This window comes from Streptomyces erythrochromogenes (assembly GCF_036170895.1).
GTDB classification, from domain to species: Bacteria; Actinomycetota; Actinomycetes; order Streptomycetales; family Streptomycetaceae; genus Streptomyces; species Streptomyces erythrochromogenes.
This window is the reverse complement of sequence record NZ_CP108036.1, coordinates 4917206-4940752: the sequence shown is the minus strand read 5'-3', so window position 1 is coordinate 4940752 and position 23547 is coordinate 4917206. Positions and strand designations below refer to the sequence as shown.

General features: G+C 72.3%; 17 protein-coding genes, 1 tRNA gene and 1 pseudogene. 11 read left to right on the top strand and 8 right to left on the bottom strand.

Annotated features, from left to right (window positions below; all coding sequences use genetic code 11):
• Window positions 1–80: 80 nt before the first annotated feature.
• Both OHA91_RS22560 and OHA91_RS22555 read right to left on the bottom strand, forming a co-directional pair.
• Window positions 81–2666 carry an ABC transporter permease gene (locus tag OHA91_RS22560; protein ID WP_328739851.1) on the bottom strand — a complete coding sequence of 862 codons (2586 nt, stop codon included), beginning with the start codon at window positions 2664–2666 and terminating at the stop codon, window positions 81–83.
• Window positions 2663–3439 (bottom strand): ABC transporter ATP-binding protein, encoded by a 777-nt coding sequence (locus OHA91_RS22555; protein WP_276566535.1) that lies wholly within the window; start codon window positions 3437–3439, stop codon window positions 2663–2665. Before OHA91_RS22555 ends, OHA91_RS22560 begins: the two co-directional genes overlap by 4 nt.
• Window positions 3440–3777: 338 nt before the next feature.
• Here OHA91_RS22555 and OHA91_RS22550 point away from each other — a divergent pair, with 338 nt between their 5' ends.
• Both OHA91_RS22550 and OHA91_RS22545 read left to right on the top strand, forming a co-directional pair.
• Window positions 3778–5391, top strand: coding sequence for an MDR family MFS transporter (locus OHA91_RS22550; protein WP_328739850.1), 1614 nt, complete (start codon window positions 3778–3780; stop codon window positions 5389–5391).
• A 73-nt stretch (window positions 5392–5464) separates the two neighbouring features.
• Entirely contained in the window at window positions 5465–6352 is an 888-nt protein-coding gene (locus OHA91_RS22545; RefSeq protein ID WP_328739849.1) for a hypothetical protein, read from the top strand.
• Here the strand turns inward: OHA91_RS22545 and OHA91_RS22540 are convergent.
• Window positions 6321–6443, bottom strand: a complete 123-nt coding sequence (locus OHA91_RS22540) for a hypothetical protein (protein WP_328741159.1) — start codon at window positions 6441–6443, stop codon at window positions 6321–6323. The two genes, OHA91_RS22545 and OHA91_RS22540, sit on opposite strands and share 32 nt — an antisense overlap.
• On the opposite strand from OHA91_RS22540, the pseudogene OHA91_RS22535 reads away from it, so the two are divergent.
• A pseudogene (locus OHA91_RS22535) lies at window positions 6420–6689 on the top strand (alpha/beta fold hydrolase); the annotation flags it as partial. The gene OHA91_RS22540 and the pseudogene OHA91_RS22535 overlap by 24 nt on opposite strands.
• 204 nt (window positions 6690–6893) lie before the next feature.
• On the opposite strand, the gene OHA91_RS22530 reads toward OHA91_RS22535, so the two are convergent.
• The 3 genes from OHA91_RS22530 to OHA91_RS22520 all read right to left on the bottom strand — a co-directional run bounded on the left by OHA91_RS22530 (window position 6894) and on the right by OHA91_RS22520 (window position 11496).
• Complete coding sequence (locus OHA91_RS22530) at window positions 6894–7766, bottom strand: coiled-coil domain-containing protein (RefSeq protein ID WP_031150794.1); 873 nt, start codon at window positions 7764–7766, stop codon at window positions 6894–6896.
• Between the two features lie 150 nt (window positions 7767–7916).
• Window positions 7917–10493 (bottom strand): SUKH-4 family immunity protein, encoded by a 2577-nt coding sequence (locus tag OHA91_RS22525; protein ID WP_328739848.1) that lies wholly within the window; start codon window positions 10491–10493, stop codon window positions 7917–7919.
• 7 nt (window positions 10494–10500) lie between these two features.
• Window positions 10501–11496 carry an SMI1/KNR4 family protein gene (locus OHA91_RS22520; RefSeq protein ID WP_078959279.1) on the bottom strand — a complete coding sequence of 332 codons (996 nt, stop codon included), beginning with the start codon at window positions 11494–11496 and terminating at the stop codon, window positions 10501–10503.
• A 230-nt stretch (window positions 11497–11726) separates the two neighbouring features.
• On the opposite strand from OHA91_RS22520, the gene OHA91_RS22515 reads away from it, so the two are divergent.
• Both OHA91_RS22515 and OHA91_RS22510 read left to right on the top strand, forming a co-directional pair.
• Complete coding sequence (locus tag OHA91_RS22515; RefSeq protein ID WP_037632309.1) at window positions 11727–12287, top strand: YwqJ-related putative deaminase; 561 nt, start codon at window positions 11727–11729, stop codon at window positions 12285–12287.
• A 2-nt stretch (window positions 12288–12289) separates the two neighbouring features.
• The gene (locus OHA91_RS22510; protein WP_031150786.1) at window positions 12290–12802 is read left to right on the top strand and encodes an SUKH-3 domain-containing protein; all 513 of its coding nucleotides are present in this window, start codon (window positions 12290–12292) and stop codon (window positions 12800–12802) included.
• Window positions 12803–13731: 929 nt separating this feature from the next.
• Here OHA91_RS22510 and OHA91_RS22505 read toward each other — a convergent pair.
• Entirely contained in the window at window positions 13732–15000 is a 1269-nt protein-coding gene (locus tag OHA91_RS22505) for a sensor histidine kinase (RefSeq protein WP_328739847.1), read from the bottom strand.
• Window positions 15001–15238: 238 nt separating this feature from the next.
• On the opposite strand from OHA91_RS22505, the gene OHA91_RS22500 reads away from it, so the two are divergent.
• From OHA91_RS22500 to OHA91_RS22475, 6 genes are all read left to right on the top strand, one after another.
• Window positions 15239–15310: transfer RNA gene (locus OHA91_RS22500), tRNA-Gln, on the top strand.
• 110 nt (window positions 15311–15420) lie between these two features.
• On the top strand, window positions 15421–16866 hold the full coding sequence (gene glmU, locus OHA91_RS22495; protein WP_328739846.1) for a bifunctional UDP-N-acetylglucosamine diphosphorylase/glucosamine-1-phosphate N-acetyltransferase GlmU: 1446 nt from the start codon (window positions 15421–15423) through the stop codon (window positions 16864–16866).
• A gap of 133 nt (window positions 16867–16999) precedes the next feature.
• Window positions 17000–17977 (top strand): ribose-phosphate diphosphokinase, encoded by a 978-nt coding sequence (locus tag OHA91_RS22490; RefSeq protein ID WP_030027111.1) that lies wholly within the window; start codon window positions 17000–17002, stop codon window positions 17975–17977.
• Window positions 17978–18151: 174 nt separating this feature from the next.
• On the top strand, window positions 18152–18745 hold the full coding sequence (locus OHA91_RS22485; RefSeq protein WP_031150780.1) for a 50S ribosomal protein L25/general stress protein Ctc: 594 nt from the start codon (window positions 18152–18154) through the stop codon (window positions 18743–18745).
• 99 nt (window positions 18746–18844) lie between these two features.
• The gene (gene pth, locus OHA91_RS22480; protein WP_031150778.1) at window positions 18845–19435 is read left to right on the top strand and encodes an aminoacyl-tRNA hydrolase; all 591 of its coding nucleotides are present in this window, start codon (window positions 18845–18847) and stop codon (window positions 19433–19435) included.
• Window positions 19436–19592: 157 nt separating this feature from the next.
• Window positions 19593–20363, top strand: coding sequence for an LPXTG cell wall anchor domain-containing protein (locus tag OHA91_RS22475; RefSeq protein WP_328739845.1), 771 nt, complete (start codon window positions 19593–19595; stop codon window positions 20361–20363).
• 83 nt (window positions 20364–20446) lie between these two features.
• Here OHA91_RS22475 and ppc read toward each other — a convergent pair whose 3' ends face one another.
• Entirely contained in the window at window positions 20447–23215 is a 2769-nt protein-coding gene (gene ppc / locus OHA91_RS22470) for a phosphoenolpyruvate carboxylase (RefSeq protein WP_051893144.1), read from the bottom strand.
• Between the last annotated feature and the right edge of the window lie 332 nt (window positions 23216–23547).

Here is a 23547-nt window from a genome sequence, read left to right as displayed (position 1 = left end):
GTACCGGATACGGAGAAGGCGCAGACCCGGGACGGTCCAGTCCCGGGCCTGCGCCTACCCCCGTACGAACGCGGCGCCGGCTACTCGCTCGCGATCGCGTTCAGGACGTTCATCCGTCCCGCCCGGAAGGCCGGGACCAGTGCGGCGAACAGGCCCACGAAGGCCGATGCCGCGAACACCCCGATGATCGTCGGCCACGGGATCTCCAGGACCTTCAGGCCCTCCAGCGCCAGCAGCTGCTGCGCGGTGGCCCCCCAGCCCATGCCCAGCCCGAGCCCGAGCAGGGCGCCGAAGAGGGCGATGACCACCGACTCCAGGCGGATCATGCGGCGCAGCTGGCGGCGGGAGAGGCCGATGGCGCGCATCAGGCCGATCTCACGGGTCCGCTCGACCACCGACAGGGCCAGGGTGTTCACGACGCCCAGGACCGCGACGATGATGGCGAGGCCGAGGAGCCCGTAGACCATGTTCAGCAGCTGGCCGACCTGGTCCTTCAAAGCCTGCTTGTAGTCGGCCTGGTTGCGCACCGCGTACTGCGGGTACTCGCCCATGGCCGCCTTGACCGACTTGTACGCGGCGGCGTCGGACTGCCCGTCCTTCGCGGTGGCCAGCATCATGAAGGGCAGCGGCATCCGGTCCGCCGGCACGTTCGCCCGGGCGGTCTCGGTGCTGATGTACTTCATGCCCTTGTCGAGGTTGCCCTCGTCGCTGGTGATCGCCGCGACCTTCAGCTTGACCGTGTTGCCACCGGTGAACGCGACCGTCATCTCGTCGCCGAGCTTGATGCCGTGCGCGGTGGCGTACAGGGAGCCGACCGACATGGAGCCCGCGCCGTAGGCCGCCGCGTGCTCGCCGGCCGTCATCTTGCGCCGGATGTCCTTGGCGTACGTCGGGTCGGTCGCGCCGAGGTCGGTCTCCTCGGTGGTGCCGTCGGGCGCGGTCAGCTTGACCTCGAGCTGGCGGTAGGCCGTGACGTGGTCGAGGCCGGTGGTGGCGCGCAGGGCCTGCTCGGCCTGCGGCAGGACGGGCTGGCCGGACTCGGAGGCGACGATGTAGTCCGCGCCGACCGACTTGTCGAGCTCCTCGGTCGCCGAAGCCACCATCGAGGACCCGACGACCGACAGGCAGGCGACCAGCGCGAGGCCGATCATCAGCGCGGCGGCGGTGGCGCCGGTGCGGCGCGGGTTGCGCAGCGCGTTGCGCTCGGCGAGGCGGCCCACGGACCCGAAGGGCCGCAGGACCACACCGGAAAGCACCCGCACCACGCCCGCCGCGAGCAGCGGGCCGATCACGATGAAGCCGACGAGGGTGAGGACGACGCCCAGGCCCAGCCAGAGGGATCCGGCCGCGGCCTTCTCGGCGGCCCCGGCGAGGTAGAGGGAGCCGCCGCCGACGGCGGTGAGGACCAGACCGAGGGCGGCCCGGACACGGCCGGCCTTCTTGTCGCCCGGTGTGCCGGACTCGCGCAGTGCGGCCATCGGGGAGACCTTGCCGGCGCGGCGGGCGGGGACGAAGGCGGAGACGACGGTCACGACGACGCCGAGGACGATGCCCACGACGGGGGTGGTCCAGGCGACGGTCAGGTCGTCGGTGGACAGGTGCATGCCCATCTGGCCCATGAGTGCCATGAGGCCGACGGCCAGGCCCACGCCCGCTGCCACGCCGAGGACCGAGCCGACCACGCCGAGCAGGAAGGCCTCGAGGACCACGGACTTGAGGACCTGCCCGCTGTCGGCACCGATGGCGCGCATCAGGCCGATCTCACGGGTGCGCTGGGCGACCAGCATGGAGAAGGTGTTGAAGATCAGGAAGATGCCGACGAGGAAGGCGATGCCGGCGAAGCCGAGCATCACGTACTTCATGACGTCGAGGAAGGCGCCGACGTCCTTGCGGTTGGCGTCCGCGGCCTCCTTGGCGGTCTGCAGCTTGTAGGCGTCCGCGCCGAGGGCGCTCGCGATGTTCGCCTTGAGCTGCTCGTCGCTCACGCCGTCCACGGCGGTGACGTTGACGTGCGTGAAGGAGTCGGGCGAGCCGAGCAGCGCCTGCTGCGCGGTGGCCGTGTCGAAGTAGACGACGGCCGCGCCCGGGTTGGTCACGGTGAAGGTGGCGATACCGGTGATCTTCGCGCGGATGTCGCCGGTGATGGCGATGGTGCGCAGCTCGTCACCGAGCCCCAGGCCGTGCTTCTTCGCGGTGTCGGCGTCGACCATCACCTCGGTGGGGCCGCGCGGCGCCTGACCCGAGGTGATCTTCATGGACTTGAGCTCGTTGTCGCTCCAGTTGCCCGCGATGGTCGGGGCGCCGGTGGTCGAGCCCATGTTCTCGTTCTTGGAGTTGACCACCGTGACGGCCATCGAGACGACGCCGCCCTCGGCGCCCTTGACACCCTCGGCCTTTTTGACCTGCTCGACGACCGAGCCCGCCAGCATCTCGGGCTTGCCCCGGTCGGGGGTCTCCTCCCCGCTCTCGGCGGTCTTGGGGCTGACCGTCACGTCGGAGTTGGTGACGGCGAACAGCTTGTCGAAGGTGGTGTTCATCGTGTCGGTGAACACCAGCGTGCCGCAGACGAAGGCGACGGAGAGCAGGACAGCGACGGCCGAGAGCGCCATCCGTCCCTTGTGCGCGACGAAGTTGCGCCGCGAGGTCTTCAGGACCGTGTTGCTCATGAGGTCCGCCCGCGCGCGTCGAAGTCCTTCATCCGGTCCAGGACCTGGTCGGCGGTGGGCGCGTGCATCTCGTCGACGATCCGGCCGTCGGCCAGGAAGATGACGCGGTCGGCGTAGGAGGCTGCCACGGGATCGTGGGTGACCATGACGATGGTCTGGCCGAGCTCGTCCACCGAACGGCGCAGGAAGCCGAGGACCTCGGCGCCCGCACGGGAGTCCAGGTTTCCGGTCGGCTCGTCACCGAAGATGATCTCGGGGCGGGCGGCGAGGGCGCGGGCCACGGCGACGCGCTGCTGCTGGCCGCCGGAGAGCTCGGTCGGACGGTGCTTGAGTCGGCCGGCCAGGCCCACGGTCTCCACCACCCGGTTCAGCCACTCCGCCTCGGGCTTGCGGCCCGCGATGTCCATGGGGAGCGTGATGTTCTCCAGGGCGTTGAGCGTGGGCAGCAGGTTGAAGGCCTGGAAGATGAAGCCGATCCGGTCGCGGCGCAGCCTCGTGAGCTTCTTGTCCTTCAGCCCGGTGATCTCGGTGTCGTCCAGGTGGATCTGCCCGCTGGTCACCGTGTCGAGGCCGGCGAGGCAGTGCATCAGCGTGGACTTGCCGGAACCCGACGGACCCATGATCGCGGTGAACTGGCCGCGCATGATGTCCACGTCCACCTCGTCGAGGGCGACGACACGCGTCTCCCCGGAGCCGTAGGCCTTGACGACCTTCCGCGCCCGGGCCGCGACGGCAGCATGCCCTCCAGTACCCCCGTGCCTGGTTTCGGTCATTGCCGTTGTCACGGTCTGTCTCCTTCTTCGAATGCGTGCGTCTGCGTGCGTGCGTCGCCGTGATGAAGTCTGCGGCGCCCCGGCCTACGGCGCGCTGGTGCCCGTAGCCGTATCCGCCCGGGGGTTATCCCCACCCGCACCCCCGGTTCGTATGCTCCAGTTAAGGAGACGCCCGACGCCTCCACCTCCTCCGCCGGGAGGAAAGACCCCTGGCCCGTAGTGCGGAGGGACCCCTAGGGGTTGTCCGCCCTTCGGACTACGCGGCCTGAGGGATACCGCCCGCAGGGCGGCGGTGAGATGGTGTCCCCCGCAAGTACGTGCAAGGGGAAGGGATCTCGGTGCCCGCAGCGGACAGCACGGACGGAGGTCCGGACGGCATACCCGCCGGGCGCGCGGGCGGCGCCCCCGGTGCGGCCGTTTCGGCCAAAGGCGCGACCGGCGTCGGAGCCGGCACGCCGGACGGACGCCCCCCGACCCCCGTCGTCGTCTCGCTGATGCTCGGCATGGCCCTCGTCGCCCTCGACAGCACCATCGTCGCCACCGCCGTCCCCCAGATCGTCGGCGACCTCGGCGGCTTCTCCGTCTTCTCCTGGCTCTTCTCCGGCTACCTGCTCGCCGTCACCGTCACCCTGCCGGTCTACGGAAAGCTGTCCGACACCTTCGGCCGCAAGCCCGTCCTGCTCTTCGGCATCGCCCTCTTCCTCCTCGGCTCGCTGCTGTGCGCGTCCGCCTGGAACATGGCCGCCCTCATCGCCTTCCGCATCGTCCAGGGCCTCGGCGGCGGCGCCCTCCAGGGCACCGTCCAGACCCTGGCCGCCGACCTGTACCCGCTCAAGGAACGCCCGAGGATCCAGGCCCGCATGTCCAGCGTCTGGGCCACCTCGGCCGTGGCCGGCCCCGCCCTCGGCGGACTGCTCGCCTCCTACGCCCACTGGCGGTGGATCTTCCTGATCAACCTGCCACTGGCCGCCCTCGCCCTGTGGATGATCACCCGCCACCTGACCGAGCCCGTCCGCTCACCCGGCCGCCGCGGCCGCGTCGACTGGGCGGGCGCCCTCGGCGTCTTCTGCTGCGGCGGACTCCTCCTCTTCGCCCTCGTCCAGGGCGGCGTCGCCTGGCCCTGGCTGTCCGCCCCCTCCCTGGGCCTGCTGGGCGCGAGCGCCGTACTGGCCGCGGTGGTCGTCCGGGTGGAACGGCGGGCGGAGGAACCGATCCTGCCCGGCTGGGTGTGGCGCCGGCGCACCATCGCCGCCGTCAACCTGGCCATGGGCGCCCTCGGCCTGCTGATGGTCGCCCCGATGGTCTTCATGCCGACGTACGCCCAGTCCGTACTCGGCCTCGGACCCGTCGGCGCCGGACTCGTCATGTCCGTGATGACCCTCAGCTGGCCCGTCACCGCCGCCCTCAGCCAGCACGTCTACCGGCGCATCGGCTTCCGCAACACCGCGGCCGTCGGCATCGCCCTGGCCGCGGTCATCCTCTACTCCTTCACCCTGCTCCCGTACCCCGCCCGGCCGTGGCAGCCGGCACTGGTCATGCTGCTGCTCGGCGCCTCCCTCGGCCTCTTCCAGCTCCCGCTGATCGTCGGCGTCCAGTCCACCGTCGGCTGGGCCGAGCGCGGCACCACCACCGCCTCGGTGCTCTTCTGCCGCCAGGTCGGCCAGAGCGTGGGCGCCGCCCTGCTCGCCGCCGTCGCCAACGCCACCATCGCCGCCCGCCTGGCCGACGCCCCCGCACCGGGGGTCCCGGGCCACCTCGACGACGTGGCCAAGGCCCTGGAACACCCGGGCCTGCTCCCCCGGGCCGCCGCCGACCACCTGCGCGAAGCAGTGGCCGCCGCCGTCGAGCACATCTTCCTCGGCGCGACGGCGGCCGCCGTGGCCGCGCTCCTCGTCCTGCTCCTGGTGGCACCCCGCAGGTTCCCGGTCCTCCCCGAACTGCGCGACGAGTAGCCGGAGAGCCGCCTTGTCATGACCAGGGCAGTCGGCGACCCTCGTACGCAGCACCGTCATCCGGGGGGACACCATGGCATCCACACTGTGCGCACTGCTCTTACTGGCCGCGCTGGCCGGCCCGATCTGCCTGCGGCTGCGCACCAGCCCGGCCTTCATCACCGGCCGCGACGGCCGGCTCTCCACCTCGATCGCGCTCGCCCTGGCCTGGACCGTGATCCTGGTCTGGCTCCTGCTCGCCATCCTGGGCTACGGCCTCACCGCGGGCGGCGGCGTGCAGTACTTCAGCGGCTCCGACGGCCCGCTGTCCACCCTGACGACGGTGTACCTGCCACTGCTCGGCGGCCCGTACGTGGCGCTGATCGCGGCCAAGACGGTCGTCGGCCTGCGCGTGGAACGCGGCAGCCTCGCCAAACCGGCCGCACCGCCCACCGCGTCGGGCCGGCGCCCGCTGCGGGAGCTCATCGCGAACGACAGCGGCCGCACCGACCTCGTCGACCTCCAGTACGTCACCCTCAGCGCGGTCACGATGCTCTACGTCGTCCTCTTCTTCCTCGCCGACGTGGGCGCGGGCCTCCCCCGCCTCCCCGAGGGGATCTGGGCCCTCACGGGCGCCCCGGCCGGCGCCTACCTCGTCAACAAGATGGCCACCCGCGCCAACCCGGTGATCACCGGGGCCTCGCTCTCCGGCGACCGCCTCACCGTCGAGGGCGGCGGCTTCACCCCCGACCCGGCGGGCCGCCCGCCCCTCGTCACCGTCGACGACACCCCGCTGGAGGCACGGCCCGACCCGCTGACCGGCGCCCTGACGGCCACCCTGCCGCCGACGGCGACGCCGCCCCTGACGGTGGTGGTCACGTCCCGGGGCCTGCGCAGCGACCCGTACTGCTACGAGGGCCCCACCGTCCCGGCACAACCCACCCAGGCCGTCACCCGGCACGGACGTCAGACGTCCTTGTAACGGGCGTAGTAGCGGGCCACCCGGGCCCGTTGCCGCAGACACCGGCCACGCACCAGCGGCGGCGCGGGTGCGCGGGCAGGAACAGCAGCACGCAGTCAGGTGCCTCGCACTCCCGCACCTGCCCGGCCCTCGGGTCGGTCAGCAGCTCCGCCACCGCCTCGGCCGGCCCGGCCGCACCGACGCCCAGGCCGACCTGGCCTTCGACTACGCCTCCGACTTCGCCCACTACCCGGCCTGGCAGGCCTGGCTGCGCAGCTCCCGCGTACCCGTACTGGTCGTCTGGGGAGCCGGCGACCCCTTCTTCACCCCGGCGGGCGCGAAGGCCTACCTCCGCGACGCCCCCGACGCCGACGTCCACGTCTTCGAGGGCGCGGGCCACTTCGCCCTGGAGACCCACCTCCCCCAGATCGCGCCGCTGATCGAACACTTCCTCAGGACGCCTTCCGTAGGCAGCGGCGGGAGACACGTACCGGGACCCACCCCTGCCCCGGGCAACGGCCAGGGCAGGGCAGCGGCACGGGCCAGGGCAACGGCAACGGCCTCAGCCCTCCGCCGGAGCCCTCCCCGTCAGCGCCGACAAACTGGCCCTGACATGCGCCATGTGAGCCCGCATCTCCTCCTGTGCCTCCACATGCTCGCGCAGCACCCGCTCCGTCTCCCGCGAGATCCGCTCCTGCGCCACCCTCGCCTGCGCGACCAGCTCCGCGGCCCGCGCCTCCGCGTCCTCCTGGCCGTGCCGCGCCGCCTCCTCCGCCTCCGCGAACCCCCGCCGCGCCTCCGCCAGCCCGGACTCCGCGTACCGCTCCGACTCCGCGAGGCGCGCGTCCAGCTCCGCCTCCCGCGCCGCCAGCTCCCGCCCCGCCGCCTCCCAGCGTTCCCCCTGCTCCCGCTCCCGCTCCACCCGCGCCGCTTCCGCCCGCCGCCGCACCTTCGCCAGCACCGCCGCCGCGTCCGCCCGCCACGTTGCAGCGTCCTGGCGCGCTCCCGCCCGCAGGTCGTCCGCCTCCCGCTCCGCCCGCAACAACCCCTGCCGCGCCCGGACCTCGGTCTGCTCGCGCACCGCCTCCGCGTCGCCGCGCGCCAGCTCCGCCACCCGCTCGGCACGCACCCCGGCCGCGTCCAGCGTCGCGGACACGTCCGCCCGCGCCTCCGTCCGTACGGCCTCGGCCTCCTCCTCCGCCAGCAGCAGGATCCGCCGGGCACGCTCGCCCAGCTCGTCGTACGTCTGCGGGGCGAGTCCGGCCACGACCTCGCGCAGCCGTGCCGCCTCCGCCTCCATCTGCTTGGCCAGGACCGTCAGCCGCGCCACCCGCTCCCAGGCCTCGTCACGGCTCCCGGAGAGCCGGGCGAGATACCGGTCGACCTCTTCCATGCGGTAGCCGCGACCGCGCACGGTCGCAATGGGTGCACTCATCCTGGATGCGCCTCTCTCGCGGGGATTCCCGTCAAGGATGCGCCATTTGATCCCTGAAGCCCGAATGGCCGGGCCGAGACCCCCTCGGAGGGTCCCGACCCGGCCATTCAACCGATCACGCGATGGCGCAATGCCGCAATCAGACGGACATCACAACAGCCCGTCCCACATCTGCTCCAGCAGGACCGACCACCAGCTCTCCGGCGACGACAGCGCCGCACTGTCGAGCCCCGCCAGATTCGCCTGGAAGTCGACGGTCCAGCGGCCCGCCTGCTCCGGCGTCAGATGCTGCCGCAGCCGCCACATGTGACCCAGCATCGCCATCGAGCGCGCGAACTGCGGCAGGCTCGAATTCACGAACTGCGGCGGCACCGGAGCACCGCCCGGACCGCCCTCCACCGGCACCGCCACGATGTGCGCGGTCCCGTACTGCACGCACAGCGCCTTGCCGAAGTCACTGCCGATCACGAGGTACGAGCCCGCGTCCGACGCCGGCTGGACCTGCCGCTGCGCCGCCAGCTCGGCCAGCGTCGGCACCGGCTGCCCCGGCACCGCCTGCGCCCAGAAGAACGGCCCGAAATCGACGGGCAGGCCCGCCCACATCAGCGTCTGCGCCACGATCTCCGGCACACCCTGACGGGACACCGCCCGCTGGTCGAAGCGGAACACGCCCTGCGGCCCGAACGCAGCCGCCAGCTCCTGCCCGATCGCATCCAGCGGGATCGCCGGCTGCAGCGGAACCTGCGGCAGCGGCGCACGCACCGGCGCCGGCCGCGCCGGACCGTCCGCGACCTGGTGCAGCTCTCCCTGGTGGGTGAGCAGGTGCCGCATGCCCTGCCGGCGGCCCGCGTGGTCCTTCCCGTACGGAGCCACGCTGGTGATCCGCACCTGCGGCCACGTCTCCCGGATCATCCGGGCGCAGTAACCGCCGGGCAGCTCACAGGACTCCAGCTCGGTGTGCAGCTCCAGCACCTGCTGCGGCGGCACGTTCATCGCGCGCAGCTCGTAGAGGATCTGCCACTCCGGGTGCGGGGTACCGGGCGCCGAGCGGCGGATGAGCTGCTGCTCGGAGCCGTCGGGAGCGCGGTAGCGCAGCACGGCCTGGTAGCCGGGGCCGACCGTGGGCGCACCCGTCGGGGTGGCCTGCGGCTGCGCCGCGGGCCCGCCCGGCGGCGGGCCGGGAGGACCGGGAGGCTGCGGTACGCCGGGACCCGCGAGCATCGTCGCGGCATGGTCGAGCCCACCCCCGGGCGCGCCGGGAGCACCGGGAGCACCCGGCGGACCGGGAGGCTGCGGTACGCCGGGGCCCGCGAGCATCGTCGCGGCGTGATGGGCCCCGCCACCGGGCGCACCGGGAGGACCGGGAGGCTGGGGCGCACCGGGCGGACCCGGAGGCGTCGGCGGCTGACCCGTCACGGCCGGACCGGCCAGCATCGTCGCGGCATGGTCGAGCCCGCCACCGGGCGCACCCGGGGCACCGGGAGGACCGGGCGGGCCGGGAGGCTGGGGCGCACCGGCACCCGGAGCACCGGGCGGGCCGGGAGGCGCCGGCGGCTGACCCGTCACGGCCGGACCGGCCAGCATCGTCGCGGCATGGTCGAGCCCACGGCCCAGCGATCCGGGAGTTCCGGGCGGGCCGGGAGGCGCGGGCGGCTGACCCGGAGCACCGGGCGCACCGGGCGGACCCGGAGGCGCCGGCGGCTGACCCGTCACGGCCGGACCGGCCAGCATCGTCGCGGCATGGTCGAGCCCGCCACCGGGCGCACCCGGGGCACCCGGCGCACCGGGAGGAGCTGGCGGCGTAGACGGCTGCCCCGCACCCGAGGACGCGTCGGCGCCCGGCCGCGAGACCCGGGCCCTGCTCGTCGGCGCGTCCGCGATGTCCTGCGGCGAAGACCCCAGCGCGGGCACCACGGCGGTCCTCGGCAGCTGGCTGCCGCCCGGCATCAGCGTCGTCTTCGCCTCGGAAGCCACCCCGGACGACGGCGCGTCCTCCAGGTCGGACCCGGACAGCGGCGGCGCGAACACGGTCGCCGGCAGCGGCACGGACGCGTCGTCCGAGCCGGAGTTCACATCGGTACCCGCCCACGGCGTGGCCCCGATCGGCACCGCGGCAGCGGGCGTCGCCGGAACCCCGTCGTTGGCGGTCGGCTCGTACGGGATCTCGCCCCCGCGCCGCAACGGCACCGCGTCCGCGGCACCCGGAACCGCAGCCGGCCCGGACTCCGCCGAAGCCGAACCCGAACCCGAAGCCGACGCAGACGCAGACGCAGACGCGGAATCGGACACCGCGTCCGACGCCACAGACGCCGGGGACGCCGGGGCAGAAGCCGCAGCCGACCGCGGCGCAATCCCCGCCCGGTCCGCCGCCTCCTGCAGCCACTCCGGAGGACTCAGCATGAACGAGGTCTGCTCCGAGTCGATCCGCGGCGGCGGAACCGAAGCCTCAGAAGCCGCGTTCGCAGCCACGGCCCCGTACTCCTCCTCGTACCGGCGAATCACCTCACCCACCGGCAGCCCCGGCCACAACGTCACCTCGCCGCTGTCCCGGGCGATGACCAGCCGCTGCCGGCCGCCCCCCGACACCGGACCCGCCGCACGGTCCTCCGCCCACACCACGAACCCGAGCCCGAACTCCCGTACCCGCACCTCCCGGTGCTGGTACGCGGGCACGTCCCCGTTGATCCACTCCTCGGCGCGCTCCTGCGCCTGCGCAAACGTCACCACCGCGCCGTCACCCCTCATCCGAACCGGCACGCGCCACCGGAACCGAACGTGCGAATCCGCCGTCCACCATCAGACCGGCCACCGTCTCCAGTTCCGGCGGGTTACCCGCCAACCGCTCCAGGAAGGAGTCGAAATCACCGCCGCACGGCAGCAAAAGCCGCTCCACGCGCTCCTGCACCGACCATCCGTCCTGGTCGCGTGCGTCGTCGTACGGGGAGAACCACACCGATCCGATGCCCTCGCCCTTCACCTTCAGCGCGAGCAGCCCGCCCTGCGCGAAGGCCACGCACAGGTAGTCCTTCGTCAGGTGGTCGCGCAGGCACTTGTTGACGTAGACGAGGTCGTTGACCGCCGCCTCCTCACGCACCGTGAAGAACGGCTGGTCCACCAGCAGACCGAGCTCCACGTCCAGGCCGGCACCCACCGGCGCACAGCCGCCCGCCGCCTTCAGGAACGAGCGGTACGCCTCCGGCAGCCGGTAGCCGAGGTCCTCCTCGACACCCTGCACCTGGCTCTCGGAAACCGACACCACGGACTTCGGCAGCCCGATGTGCACCGGACGCACCTCCTGCAACGGCCGCGTCCCGCGCTTCTCGTGGTCCACCGGAGCCGTCGCCAGACCCGCGTGATGCCGCAGCAGCGCCTTCACCTCGACCGGGACCAGCTCCATGCGCCGCGAACCCGCCACGTGGTGCCAGGTCCAGCCGTGCGGGGTGCCGACCGGCCCGACCGTGTCCCACAGCTCGTGCCCCGCGGCCTTCATCGCCGCGTTCGCGGACACGTAGTCCGTCAGCCGCAACTCGTCCACGCCGAAGCCCTCGGGCGGCTCGGCGATCTCCACCGCCGCACGCGCGTAGGCGGAGAAGTCCGGATACCCGTCGCCGTCCATCCGCACTCCGTGGGGATGCCGAGCGGCCCGGACCGGGTCCGGGAAATGCACGACCTGCCCCGAGTAAGCGGCGTTGGGTGGCGCGGCCTGCTGCCCGAGCCGACCTGTCGTCATGGCGGTAGCCCCCTGCTGGATCTGGCTGGTTCACCACAGCCTATGCGCTGGGGCAAGAGGCTCCCCCGCCCGCGACCCGCACACCAGCCCGACGGCCAGGAACATCCGAATTGATACGAAAATTCGACCCCGCTTCCGTATGACAGATGACATTTGGCAGGCTGTCCCCGCAGCACGGGGGCGTGCGCGACAGCGGTCACCACCGCCGCCACGGGAGGGAAAGCGCGACCATGCAGAACACGGCAACACGTACGGAACCGGGCGACGGCACCGCCGACGCGGCAGGCACACCCGCCGAAGCAGGCGGCGCCACCGGCGACCCCCGCCTGCGCTGGAGCAGCAGCGACGGCCGGCCCACCCCACCCGTCCTGCGCTTCCGCCGGGACGGCATCCTGCCCACCGTCGCCGCCGCGCTGTCCGTACGCGGCGAGACCCTCACCGGCACCGCCGGCAAGGCCGACCAGCCGCCCGCCCTCCACCCCCTCGTCCAGGACTTCCTGGACACCCTCACCAGCGGCCAGCGCGAACGTTTCACCGGGCGATGTCCGGAAGCGATACTGCTCTCCCGCCACCTGGCCTCCGTCGAGGCCGCCCGCTCCCGACGCGCCTCCCGCAAGCCCCTCTCGCCCAGCGAGGCCCGCCGCTCCCTCAAGCACGCGAAGATCACCGCCCGGCGCATCCGCGAGGACGGCGACCCCCTCCACGGCAGCTACGCGCCCCCCTGCCGCTCCTGCGACGCCCTCCTCGCCCACTTCGGCGTACGCCCCGTCGACCTCACCCCAGCCGAGTAGCCATGACGACCACCTCAGCCTCCTACGACCGCTCCTCGACCACCCGCTTCCCGGTCGCGGTGGACTCCGCGCTGCGGACCGCCGGCTGGGAACCCGGCCGCTGGGACGCCAAACAGGCCGAGTACTGGGCCGACGCCCTCCGGGACCACACCACCCCCGCCGGCCACCGGCACACGGTCTTCCCCGCCGCCGTCGAGGCCTGGGCGGAGTTCGGCGGCCTCACCGTCACCGCGCCCGGACCCGGCCGCCAGATCGCCCCTACCCCGCTACGGATCGACCCCCTCACCGGACTCCACCTGGCGCGCACCTTCGCCGACCTGGGGCGGGCCCTGTCCACGCAGCTCTGCCCCCTCGGGGTCGAGGCCGACGGAGACTCCCACCTCGCCCTCGACCGCGAAGGCCGCGTCTACGGCATCGACCACACCGGCGACTGGTACCTCGGCTCCACGGTCGACGAAGCCCTCACCCTCCTCCTGACGGGCCTCCAGCCGACGCGTCTCACGACGGCGCCGTAACCCTTCCGCTCCCGCCGGGGCAGCATCCCGGCCCGGCCCCGGCCCCCCGCCTTCCCGCTCGCACGGGGCGGGGCGGAATCCATTCCCCGTGCCGTTCCCCTCCCGGGGGGGGCGGGCGGATCCGGGCCGGGCCGTGGCATCGCAGTGCCGGCGGGATTCGGGCGCGGTGCCGTTCCCCTCCCGGGCGGGCGGGCGGATCCGGGCCGGGCCGTGGCATCGCAGTGCCGGCGGGATCCGGGCGCGGTGCCGTTCCCCTCCCGGGCGGGCGGGCGGATCCGGGCCGGGCCGTGGCATCGCAGTGCCGGCGGAATCCGGGCGCGGTGCCGTTCCCCTCCCGGGCGGGCGGGCGGATCCGGGCCGGGCCGTGGCATCGCAGTGCCGGCGGGATCCGGGCGCGGTGCCGTTCCCCTCCCGGGGGGGCGGATCCGGGCCGGGCCGTGGCATCGCAGTGCCGGCGGAATCCGGGCGCGGTGCCGTTCCCCTCCCGGGGGGCGGATCCGGGCCGGGCCGTGGCATCGCAGTGCCGGCGGGATTCGGGCGCGGTGCGGGCGGGTCGCGGTGCCGCGGAGGGGTGTCTCCTCGGCTCGCGCCAGGCGGGCACTTCTCGGTTGTGCGGGGTGGTTGCGCGCTCGTCCTGCGGGGACACCCCTCCCCGTCCCCGCTCCAGCAGTACGAGCCCGGTTCCGAAAGCACCGGAGCGCCGGCGTGGGGTGGGGACACGGCGGAGTGTCCCCGCAGGACGAGCGCGCAACCCCGGCCGCCTCGCCGCGACACACCCGCACGCGCCGAGCCGAGGAGACACTCCGGCGGGGCACCGCCCCACCCCATCCATCCCGCCCCGCGACAACCCGCAACCCCAGCGGGAGCCGAGCCGCCGAAGGACCAAAGCCGCCCCGCGACAACCCGCAACCCCGGCGGGAGCCGAAGGGCTAGTGGACCGGGAGCACCGCCGAGACCCTGAAGCCCCCCGCGTCCGTCGGACCGGACACGAAGACCCCGCCCAGGCCGAGCACCCGCTCCCGCATGCCGACCAGCCCGTTCCCACCGCTCGGCAGGCCGACCCCGTCGGCCTGCCCCTCGCACGGCCCGTTCTCCACCTGCATCGCCACCTCGCCCTCCCGGTGCGCCAGCCGTACGACGACCCGCGCCCCCGGAGCGTGCTTGTGGCAGTTGGTGAGCGCCTCCTGCACCACCCGGTACGCCGTCTGCTCCAACTCCGCCGCGTACGCCGCCCCCTCGCCCTGCACGACCATCTCGACGGCCATCCCGGCCGCCCTCGACTGGCCGACCAGCGCCTCCAGCTCCTCCAGCGACGGCCCCTCGTCCGCGCCGCCCACGAGCGCGACCGGACCCACCGGCACCGCCGTCGCGGCGGCCGCAGCCACGGCCACCTTCGGCGGCGCCGCCCGCAGCACGCCGAGCATCTGCCGCAACTCCGTCAGCGCCTGGCGTCCCATGTCCCCCACCAGCGCGGCGTTCTTCGCCGCCCGCGACGGGTCCTTGACCGCCACCGCCTCCAGCGCGGCCGCGTGGACGACCATCAGCGACACCCGGTGCGCGACCACGTCGTGCATCTCGCGCGCGATCCGCGTCCGCTCCTCGGTACGGGCCCACTCGGCCCGCTCCTCCGCCCGGTCCGCCAGCAGCGACAGCTCCCGCTCCAGTGAGTCGGCCCGTTCCTGCAGGCTCTCCATCAACCGGCGCCGGGCGCCGATGTAGAGCCCGAGCAGCATGGGCGGCACGGTCAGCGCCACCGCCACGAACCCGGACAGCGCGACCACGAGCGCCGGATCGGCCTCCACGTCCCCGCGGGTCTTCAGGTACATCACGACGAAGGTGGCGACCAGCGACATCGAGGCCAGCGCGGCGATGATCCGCCGGGGCACCTCGGACGAGGCGAGCGAGTACATCCCCGCCACCGACAGCAGGAACCCCATCTCGGCCGGCGCCACGGCGATCCCCACGAGCACCACGGCGATCGGCCAGCGGCGCCGCAGCACCAGCGTGGCCCCCACCGCGGCACCGAACAGCACCCCGGCGGCCACGGGAATCCCCGCCTCGTGCGCGAAGCGGATCCCCTCCCACGCGCACTCCGCCGCGGACACCGCGGCCAGCGCCGCGTCCACCACGGCATCCCGCCGCCGCGCCCACCACAAAGGCGGCCCAGCGCGGCCTTCCACTTCCCCCGTACTGGTCATGCCGTCCAGCGTACGCAGGCGTCCCGACAGACCACCGACAGAAATTCCTCCGCGCACCGACACTCGTGCACCCGGCCGAACCGGCCGAATGCCGAGACCTGACTCCCCTACTCAGGACCACGCCGCGGCACACGCCCGCAAGGCGCGATCTTTACCGTCGCGTCCAAGGGCGATGGTGCGGCATAGTAGGTGCCGTCGACTCGACCCGGCGCACAATGTCCGGTTCAGTCGCACATAGTCCCCTGTGGTGTAATTGGCAGCACTGAGGCTTTTGGTGCCTTATGTCCGGGTTCGAGTCCTGGCGGGGGAGCTTGCGCACATTCGGGTCCTGACCGCAGAGGTCGGGACCCGGCCTCGTTTCACGGCGTTAACGCCCCGGTATCCTTCACGGGTCCACCCCCGAAGCCGAAGGGCACACCCGTGAGCGCCAACCGCCCGGCAGCCGTCGTCGTACTCGCAGCGGGTGAAGGCACCCGCATGAAGTCGGCCACACCCAAGGTTCTGCACGAGATCTGCGGGCGCTCGCTCGTCGGTCACGTCGTCGCCGCCTCCCGCGAGCTGGACCCCGAGCACCTCGTCGTGGTCGTCGGACACGCCCGGGAGCAGGTCACCGCGCACCTCGCCGGCATCGACGCCGACGTCCGCACCGCCGTCCAGTACGAGCAGAACGGCACCGGCCACGCCGTCCGCATGGCCCTCGAAGAGCTCGGCGGGCCCGTCGACGGCACCGTGATCGTCGTCTGCGGCGACACCCCGCTGCTGACCGGGGAGACCCTGGGCCGGCTCGCGCAGACGCACGCCGCCGACGGCAACGCCGTCACCGTGCTCACCGCCGAGGTGCCGGACTCCACCGGCTACGGCCGCATCGTGCGCGACGCCGGCGGCGCCGTGACCGCGATCGTCGAGCACAAGGACGCCACCGACTCCCAGCGGGCGATCCGCGAGATCAACTCGGGCGTCTTCGCCTTCGACGGCGCCCTGCTCTCCGACGCGCTCGGCAAGGTCCGCACCGACAACAGCCAGGGCGAGGAGTACCTCACCGACGTCCTCGGCATCCTGCGCGAGGCGGGCCACCGCGTCGGCGCGGCCGTGGGCAGCGACCACCGCCAGATCCTGGGGATCAACAACCGCGTGCAGCTCGCCGAGGCCCGCGCCCTGCTGAACGCGCGCCTGCTGGAGCAGGCCATGCTCGCGGGCGTGACGGTCGTCGACCCGGCCAGCACGTTCGTGGACGTGACCGTGACCTTCGGGCAGGACGCGATCGTGCACCACGGCACCCAGCTCCTGGGCGCCACGCACATCGCCGAGGGCGCCGAGGTGGGCCCCAACACCCGGCTGCGGGACACCCGGGTGGGCGCGGGCGCGCGCGTGGACAACACGGTGGCCGAGAGCGCGGTCGTGGGCCCGCAGGCGAGCGTGGGTCCGTTCGCGTACCTGCGTCCGGGCACGAACCTCGGGGCGAAGGCCAAGGCCGGCACCTACGTCGAGATGAAGAACGCGACGATCGGCGAGGGCACCAAGGTGCCGCACCTGTCGTACGTGGGCGACGCGACGATCGGCGAGTACACGAACATCGGCGCGGCGAGCGTCTTCGTGAACTACGACGGTGAGCACAAGCACCACACCACCGTCGGCTCGCATTGCAAGACGGGGTCGGACAACATGTTTGTGGCACCCGTCACGATCGGGGACGGGGCCTACACGGCCGCCGGGTCCGTGATCACGAAGGATGTGCCGCCCGGTGCGCTGGCCGTGGCCCGTGGCCAGCAGCGGAATATCGAGGGCTGGGTGGCTCGCAAGCGTCCGGGAAGCGCCGCTGCCACGGCGGCGCAGTCGGCGGCCTCGGAGGACTCCGAGCGCCCCTGAGGTGAACTGACCGGAAACAGGTACGTCTCGAACGGCGTACCGTGATAGGTGCACGCAATTCGGCTGGCTCACCGTGTGCGGGACGGACGCACATGGGGGCGAGCAGCTTCAACACGTCTGAGGAGACAGTGCTGTGACCGGGATCAAGACGACCGGCGAGAAGAAGCTGATGCTCTTCTCCGGCCGCGCCCACCCCGAGCTGGCCGAGGAGGTCGCGCACCAGCTGGGAGTCGGCCTCGTGCCGACCAAGGCCTTCGACTTCGCGAACGGTGAGATCTACGTCCGCTTCCAGGAGTCGGCGCGGGGCGCGGACTGCTTCCTGATCCAGAGCCACACGGCTCCGATCAACAAGTGGATCATGGAGCAGCTGATCATGATCGACGCGCTGAAGCGCGCGTCGGCGCGTTCCATCACCGTGATCATCCCGTCCTACGGGTACGCCCGCCAGGACAAGAAGCACAAGGGCCGCGAGCCGATCTCGGCGCGTCTGGTGGCGGACCTGCTGAAGACCTCGGGTGCGGACCGCATCCTGACGGTCGACCTGCACACCGACCAGATCCAGGGCTTCTTCGACGGCCCGGTGGACCACCTTTCGGCGCTGAACGTCCTCGCGGACTACGTGGGCGCGAAGGTGGACCGAACGAAGCTGACGATCGTGTCCCCGGACGCCGGCCGCGTGCGCGTGGCGGACCGCTGGTGCGACCGGCTGGACGCGCCGCTGGCGATCGTGCACAAGCGCCGCGACAAGGACGTCGCCAACCAGGTGACCGTCCACGAGGTCGTCGGTGAGGTCAAGGGCCGCGTCTGCGTCCTGGTCGACGACATGATCGACACGGGTGGCACGATCTGCGCCGCGGCCGAGGCGCTCTTCGCGCACGGTGCGGAGGACGTGATCGTGACGGCGACGCACGGCATCCTGTCGGGACCCGCGGCCGACCGTCTGAAGAACTCGAAGGTGAGCGAGTTCGTCTTCACGAACACGCTGCCGGACCCGTCGGACCTGGAGCTGGACAAGATCACGGTGCTGTCGATCGCCCCGATGATCGCGCGTGCGGTGCGCGAGGTCTTCGAGGACGGTTCGGTGACGAGCCTGTTCGAGGAGCAGCAGTAGCCTCCGCGTAGATCCTTTTGAAGTGCGGCCTTCCCGCCGGGTAGACTCATGAAGTTGCTCGGCGAGGGAGGCCGCACTTTCGTGTGCGGGCACTCCGTTATCGACGCGCTCTTCGTAGCAGGCCGTTCAGGCCGGGTGACTGTGTCCATTTCCATCACCCCACGAGGAGTGAGCATGTCCGAGGTCAAGCTTTCCGCCGCCCTGCGCGACACCTTCGGCAAGGGCTCTGCCCGCCAGGCCCGTCGTGACGCCCTGACCCCCGGTGTCATCTACGGCCACGGCACCGACCCGAAGCACGTCAACGTCGAGGCCCACGGCCTGATGATGGCGCTGAAGACCCCGAACGTCCTGCTGTCCCTGGACATCGCGGGCGGCGGCACCGAGCTGGTCATCCCGAAGGCCGTGCAGCGTCACCCGCTGAAGCGCACCATCTCGCACGTCGACTTCCTGATCGTCAAGAAGGGCGAGAAGGTCACCGTCGAGGTTCCGGTCGTGACCGAGGGCGAGCTGGCCGCCGGCGGCAACCTGCTGGAGACCCTGCTGACCACGATCTCCGTCGAGACCGAGGCCACCCACATCCCGACCGAGATCACCGTCTCGATCGAGGGCCTGGAGGCCGGTGCGGCCGTGCACGCCTCCGACCTGAAGCTGCCGGCGGGCACCACCCTGGCCGTCGACGGTGAGACCGCCGTCCTGCAGGTCGTCGCCCCGCAGGCCGAGGAGCCGGCCGCCGAGGCCGAGGGTGAGACCGAGGGCGCCGAGGCCTGAGCCTCGCCCCTTCCCCTCAGCAGTTGCTGACCGACCGCCGTCCGGCTCCACTGGAGCGGGACGGCGGTCGTCTTCGTTCTAGGCGGTAAGGAGCTTTTGATGTCGGACGACGCGGCGCCCTGGCTGATCGTGGGCCTGGGCAATCCGGGTTCGGAGTACGCCGGGAACCGCCACAACATCGGGTTCATGGTGGTCGATCTGCTGGCGGAGCGGATCGGCGGGAAGTTCAAGGCGCACAAGGCGCGGGCTCAGGTGGTCGAGGGCCGGATGGGTCCGCCGGGGCCGGCGAACCGCCGGGTGGTGCTGGCCAAGCCGATGTCGTTCATGAACCTGTCGGGTGGGCCGGTGACGGCTCTGCGGGACTTCTACAAGGTGCCGCTGGAACGGATCGTGGCGGTCCACGACGAGCTGGACATCGACTATCCGACGCTGCGTCTGAAGCTGGGCGGCGGGGACAACGGGCACAACGGCCTGAAGTCGATGACGAAGTCGATGGGTGCGGACTACCACCGGGTGCGGTGTGGCATCGGGCGGCCTCCGGGCCGGATGCAGGTCGCGGACTTCGTGCTGAAGGACTTCTCCTCCACGGAGCGCAAGGAGCTGGACTGGTTCGTGGACCGGGCGGCGGATTCGGTGGAGTGCCTGGTCTCGGAGGGTCTGGAGCGCGCGCAGTCGGCGTACAACGGGTAGCGCACCAGGCATCTTCACAAGGGACAAGTGGCCCGGAGCAGGTCAGTTCATAGCAAATATGGACGCCTGGCTCTTGACCGGGGCGGTGTCGCGTCAGCATGCTGGCGCCGCCGCCCCCCATGGCCCCATGTTTCCCGCTCTCCCCAGAGGTGCCTTGATGCTCCGTTCCCGTAAGCGCTGGGCGGCCGTTGCCACTGCGCTGCTACTCTCCGCGTCCGCCGGACCGGCGTTCGCCGCCGACTCCTACGAGGTGCCGCTGCACCAGGCGAAGGACCTGCCGATCTACGCGGTCCAGTACAAGGGCAAGCCCGGCGAGACCTGCGCGTCCATCCCTGCCACGAAGGACGGCTGGCACTTCATCGCGCCGGGCAGCCCCAACGAGGTCTCCTTCGTGAAGCTGACGGTGAAGTTCGAGCCGGGCGGCGAGCAGGTGATCACCACCTTCGGTCCGCCGAACGAGAACCACGCGTACGCGGCTTCGGAGCCCGGTGCGAAGCTGGTCTCGGCGGTCGCCCTGGTCGAGGGCACCACGGGCGGCGGCAAGAAGCTGGAGTGGTTCAACCTCTCGCACACCTGCCCCTCGACGGCGACGAGCGAGCCGACGCCGTCGCAGTCCTCCACCGAGCCGGCGCCGTCGACCTCGACCTCGGCCTCGACGTCGCCGAGTTCCAGCACGTCGGCCTCGCCGTCGACCTCGGCGAGCACGAGCACGGGCCCGTCGTCCTCGACGAGCACGTCGCCTTCCTCGTCCGTGTCCTCACCCGCTCCGTCCGCGTCGGCGTCGGCCTCCGGCGGTACGACCGGTGGTGACCTGGCGAAGACCGGTTCGGACGCTCCGGTCGGGCTGCTCGCCACGATGGCGGCGGCGCTGATCGCGGCCGGTGCGTTCCTGGTGGTCCGCCGTCGCCGGTCCGGCGCCCGGGGCTGAGCGCCGTAGTACGGAAGAAGAGAAGGGGGTCCCCCGCGCCGGTCGGCGCGGGGGACCCCCTTCCTCGTGGGTACGGCGGCCGGTCAGCCGGTGTTGCGCAGGCCTGCGGCGACGCCGTTGACGGTGAGGAGCAGGGCCCGGGAGAGGAGCGGGTCGGCTGCTTCGCCGCGGGCGGCGGCGGCGCGCTGGCGGGCCAGGAGGGAGACCTGGAGGTAGGAGATGGGGTCGAGGTAGGCGTCGCGTACGGCGAAGGTCTGCTGGAGCACGGGGTGGGAGTCGAGGAGCTTCTCGCCTCCGGTGATGCGCAGGACCTCGCGGACGGTGAGTTCGTGCTCCGCCTCGATGCGGGTGAAGACGTGCTTGAGGTGGTCGGGGACGAGGGTGTCGACGTAGTGGCGGGCGATCCGCAGGTCTGTCTTGGCCAGGGTCATCTCGACGTTGGACAGGAAGTTGCGGAAGAAGTGCCAGCGCTCGCCCATCTCGGTGAGGGCGTCTTCGTGGCCGGCTTCGCGCAGGGCCTTCAGGCCGGAGCCGACGCCGTACCAGCCGGGGACGATCTGGCGGGACTGGGTCCAGCCGAAGACCCAGGGGATGGCGCGCAGGCCGTCGAGGCCGGCTCCGGAGTCGGGGCGGCGGGAGGGCCGGGAGCCGAGGTGGAGGTCGGCGAGTTGGTCGACGGGGGTGGCGGCGAAGAAGTACGCGGGCAGGTCGGGGTCTTCGACGAGGGCGCGGTAGGCGGCGTGGGCGGCGTCGGAGACGGTGTCCATCGCCGCGTCCCAGCGGGCGAGGGCCTCGTCGGACTGGCGGGGCGCGGTGTGCAGGGCGGAGGCCTGCAGGGTGGCGGCGACGGTCAGTTCGAGGTTCTCGCGGGCGAGGGAGGGGACGAGGTACTTGTCGGAGATGACCTCGCCCTGTTCGGTGACCTTGATCTCGCCTTCGAGGGTGCCCCAGGGCTGGGCGAGGATCGCGTCGTGGGAGGGGCCGCCGCCGCGGCCGACGGTGCCGCCGCGGCCGTGGAAGAGGCGCAGGCGGACACCGTAGCGGTGGGCGACGTCGCGCAGGCGTCGCTGGGCGCGGTGGATCTCCCACTGGCTGGTGGTGATGCCGCCGAACTTGGAGGAGTCGGAGTAGCCGAGCATGACCTCCTGGACGTCGCCGCGGAGGGAGACGAGGCGCCGGTAGGAGGGGTCGGCGAGCATCTCGTCGAGGATGACGTCGGCGGCGCGGAGCTCGTCGGTGGTCTCCAGGAGCGGGACGATGCCGATCTTGGCCCAGCCGGCGTGGAGGTCGAGGAGGCCGGCTTCGCGGGCGAGGACGGCGGCGGCGAAGACGTCGTCGGCGCCCTGGCACATCGAGATGATGTAGGACTCGATGACTTCGGGGCCGAACTTCTCGAAGGCGTCCTTGACGGCGGCGAAGACGCCGAGGGTCTTGGCGCCGGCGGCGTCGAGGGGGGCCGGGGTGGGGGCCAGCGGGCGGCGGGAGCGGAGCTCCTTGGCCAGGAGCTTCTGGCGGTAGTCGCGCGGCATGTCGGCGTAGCGCCAGGATTCCTCGCCGAGGCGGTCGAAGAGCTGGCCGAGGGCGTGGTGGTGGGCGTCGGCGTGTTCGCGCACGTCCATGGTGGCGAGTTGCAGGCCGAAGGCGGCGAGGGTGCGGATGGTGCGGTCCATGTGGCCTTCTGCGAAGAGGCCGCCGCGGTGCTCGCGCAGGGAGGTCTGGATGAGGGTGAGGTCGGTGAGGAACTCGGCGGTGCCGAGATAGTCGCGGCCTTCCTCGTGGGGGATGCCCTTGGCGAGGCGCTCGCGGGTGTTGAGGAGCTTCTGGCGGATGCAGGTGGCCTTGAGCCGGTAGGGCTCTTCGGCGTTGAGCCGCTTGTAGCGGGGGCTGATCTCGGGGAGGCGTTCGAGGTCGGCCTGGAGGGAGGCGAGCAGTTCCTCGGTGGCTCCGGTGTAGCGGATGGAGTTGGAGAGGAGGCTGCGCAGGAAGTCGACGAGTTCGAGTGCGTCGGTGATGCCGTGTTCGTGCTGGAGGATCAGCACGTCGCGGGTGACGTCGGGGGTGACGTTGGGGTTGCCGTCGCGGTCGCCGCCGATCCAGGTGCCGAAGGTGAGGGGGCGGGTGCCGGCGGGCAGTTCGATGCCGACGCGCCGCAGTTCGGCGGCGAGGTCCTCGAGTACGTCGCCGACGGCGCCGGCGTGGAGTTCGTCGAGGTAGTAGATGGCGTTGCGGGCCTCGTCGGCGGGTTCGGGGCGGACGACGCGCAGTTCGTCGGTCTGCCAGACGAGGTCGATGTTCTCGGCGAGGCGGAGGTCGTGGCGGCGGCGGTCGCCGGCGCCGGTGACGGGCTCCTCCAGGAGGGCCGCGATGCGGCGCAGCTTGTTGAGGACGCTGCGGCGGGCCGCCTCGGTGGGGTGTGCGGTGAAGACGGGGCGGACGTTGAGGTTCTTGACCGTCTCGCGCAGGTGCTCGGGGTCGGCGTCCTTGAGCATGTCGGCGGTGCGGGCGAGGAGCCCGCCCTCGGTGGCGCGGTGGGCGCGCAGTTCCTTGCCGCGGTGGACCTGCTCGGTGATGTTGGCGAGGTGGAAGTAGGTGGAGAAGGCCCGCACGAGCTTGCCGGCGGTCTCCAGGTCGGTGTCGCCGAGGAGGGCGGCGGCGGCTTCGCCGTCGGTACGGGTGAGGGCGCGGACGCGTTCGACGAGGTCGAGCAGGTCCTGGCCCTCCTGGCGTACGAGGGTCTCCCCGAGGAGGTCGCCGAGGCGGCGGATGTCCGCGCGCAGTTCCGCGTTGGCGGTGGCGGCCGGGGTGACGGGGGCCTGCTGGGTGGCCAGGGGGGCCTTGTCAGCACTGCTCACAGGTGCGGCTCCTTGCAGTGTTCGAGCGCTACTGGGCGGTGGGCTCCCGGCCGTGCGCGGCGTGGACCCCTTCGGACTCCGTCCGGGGGACCGCCGCTCCTGAGGTGTGGCTCGGGATGCCCGTGCGGACCGCGCTGTCCGACGGGGAACAGGATAGGTGTCCGATGCCCGTGCCTGGGCAAACGTCTCATAGGCCGAGTCGTCGGGGGTCCTGTGGCGAGCCGCGGGCGGGGTGCGCTGCGGTTGTCGTGGCCGTGCTCCTCTTGTCCCGGGCCCCGGCTTTGCCATACTTACGATGCCGTAGGTTACGGACCCGTAGGGTTTGGTGACCG

Coding starts and splice junctions, on each gene's coding strand:
- OHA91_RS22560 (WP_328739851.1), bottom strand. CDS start 2,666: ATGAGCAACACGGTCCTGAAGACCTCGCGGCGCAACTTCGTCGCGCAC.
- OHA91_RS22555 (WP_276566535.1), bottom strand. CDS start 3,439: ATGACCGAAACCAGGCACGGGGGTACTGGAGGGCATGCTGCCGTCGCG.
- OHA91_RS22545 (WP_328739849.1), top strand. CDS start 5,465: ATGGCATCCACACTGTGCGCACTGCTCTTACTGGCCGCGCTGGCCGGC.
- OHA91_RS22530 (WP_031150794.1), bottom strand. CDS start 7,766: ATGAGTGCACCCATTGCGACCGTGCGCGGTCGCGGCTACCGCATGGAA.
- OHA91_RS22520 (WP_078959279.1), bottom strand. CDS start 11,496: ATGACGACAGGTCGGCTCGGGCAGCAGGCCGCGCCACCCAACGCCGCT.
- OHA91_RS22515 (WP_037632309.1), top strand. CDS start 11,727: ATGCAGAACACGGCAACACGTACGGAACCGGGCGACGGCACCGCCGAC.
- OHA91_RS22510 (WP_031150786.1), top strand. CDS start 12,290: ATGACGACCACCTCAGCCTCCTACGACCGCTCCTCGACCACCCGCTTC.
- OHA91_RS22505 (WP_328739847.1), bottom strand. CDS start 15,000: ATGACCAGTACGGGGGAAGTGGAAGGCCGCGCTGGGCCGCCTTTGTGG.
- OHA91_RS22485 (WP_031150780.1), top strand. CDS start 18,152: ATGTCCGAGGTCAAGCTTTCCGCCGCCCTGCGCGACACCTTCGGCAAG.
- pth (WP_031150778.1), top strand. CDS start 18,845: ATGTCGGACGACGCGGCGCCCTGGCTGATCGTGGGCCTGGGCAATCCG.
- OHA91_RS22475 (WP_328739845.1), top strand. CDS start 19,593: ATGCTCCGTTCCCGTAAGCGCTGGGCGGCCGTTGCCACTGCGCTGCTA.